General features: G+C 33.7%; 4 protein-coding genes. All 4 read right to left on the minus strand.

Features of this window, described 5'->3' with window-relative positions; all coding sequences use genetic code 11:
- Nucleotides 1-47: 47 nt before the first annotated feature.
- On the minus strand, nt 48-206 hold the full coding sequence (locus RT41_RS10540) for a hypothetical protein (protein ID WP_180752725.1): 159 nt from the start codon (nt 204-206) through the stop codon (nt 48-50).
- Nucleotides 207-316: 110 nt separating this feature from the next.
- Nucleotides 317-556, minus strand: a complete 240-nt coding sequence (locus RT41_RS10150) for a DUF1031 family protein (protein WP_096819293.1) — start codon at nt 554-556, stop codon at nt 317-319.
- The gene (locus tag RT41_RS10155) at nt 543-974 is read right to left on the minus strand and encodes a RusA family crossover junction endodeoxyribonuclease (RefSeq protein ID WP_096819295.1); all 432 of its coding nucleotides are present in this window, start codon (nt 972-974) and stop codon (nt 543-545) included. The genes RT41_RS10150 and RT41_RS10155 overlap by 14 nt, the downstream gene beginning before the upstream one ends.
- Nucleotides 952-1287: a hypothetical protein gene (locus RT41_RS10160; RefSeq protein WP_054640069.1), complete on the minus strand. Its 336-nt coding sequence runs from the start codon at nt 1285-1287 to the stop codon at nt 952-954. The genes RT41_RS10155 and RT41_RS10160 overlap by 23 nt, the downstream gene beginning before the upstream one ends.
- Between the last annotated feature and the right edge of the window lie 122 nt (nt 1288-1409).

Raw genomic sequence — 1409 nt, forward strand, 5'->3', positions numbered from 1 at the left:
TCAAGTTGTTTTCTTTCCTTACTTTGTAGAAATAATTTCCAATTTCTTTATTCTCTTTCGTCTTCATTTTTTGGCCTCTTAAGTAGTTCTTCAAGTTCTTGCTTGTGTAAGTTTTGTAACCATTTATCATCTTTTGAAACAGTTGCTTCAACTTTATCTCTGTCCTTATAAAAAATAATCCGTTGTTCTTTTTTAGATTTACTCATTTACTTGCCCCTTATTTTGCCTCCTAAGGCATTTTTATAATTTTAGGTATAACTTTACCTCTGATATGTTAAACGCTAAATGTAAGCGTATTTTTCATGAATTAGGGCTATTATGGCAACACAATCACTGTGCCATTCATCTTTTTACGTAAAAGTCTGAAAAGATGTTCCCAGCTCATGAACTTCCCTCGATTATAGATCCCGCAAATATCCTGATAAGTTTGGATAAGAAGCAGCTTATCCTCTTTTTTCGCTTCAATCCAAACAACATCTTTTCCACGACCACTTAAAAATTTTTGCTCCGCCGTGTTGTAAAGATTTATTAGTGTTAGTGCTTCAAATACACTCATCTTTTAATTCCTCTATTTCAATTTCAATTCTTGGTTTCAGACTGTACCGCTTTTTAGCGTAAATGTCTGAAATTTGGTTATCGTCGTTCCATGCATAGCTGTTGAGTGCATCCAATACTGATTTTTGCAAATTGTCGATGTCTGGCTTAACAATGATAGGCATCGTCTCGTTGAATAGCGCAAGACTATTTTTCTTGGCTATTGCAATATTTTTAGGGGGCTTTATATAAAAGTTAACCTTGATAAATAATGGTTTCCCTTTTTCAATTTTTTCTGCTCTGTAAGTTGACCACGCAAGAAGAAACTGCTTTTTCCAGTCCATGTATGCTTTTGGCATATAGGCTTTAACAAATCCGCCTCTAGTGCTGAACTTTGGACGAGGGCTTGCCATTGGCTCAATGTTTATCGTAAATTTCATGAACTGTTACCTTTTCTAGGAAGTTTTTCTTGTTATCCCAAATAAAATCAAGCAGTTTGTTTGCCTCATTCAGAATCTTAGCGGTGCTTTTCAATGCTATTTGTGTCATGTTTTCTTGAGGTAAGATGTCAAGCGTTGTTGTCATGTTGTATTCAGGTTCAAAGATTTCTCCGTCGAGTGTTTCTTGTTCAATAAAAATATCTGTTTTAAATATAATGACTTTTTCAGCTTTCCCAACTGGTATAATTTGAATATTCATCTCTGAAAATAGCAGATAGAAAAATTCGCCAAATTTTATTGTTTCGATTTCCATATTTTATTTTCCTTTATTTTTTTATCTCTCGAGATCATCGTAATGATGAAGTCGTTTCGATACTTCTCTATAACTTAGCTTAGTGATGTCAGCTATGAATTTTGTTGGATGCATATTGAAAT

Origin of the sequence: Lactococcus fujiensis JCM 16395, from assembly GCF_002441655.1 — a bacterium.
Classification (GTDB): domain Bacteria; phylum Bacillota; class Bacilli; order Lactobacillales; family Streptococcaceae; genus Lactococcus; species Lactococcus fujiensis.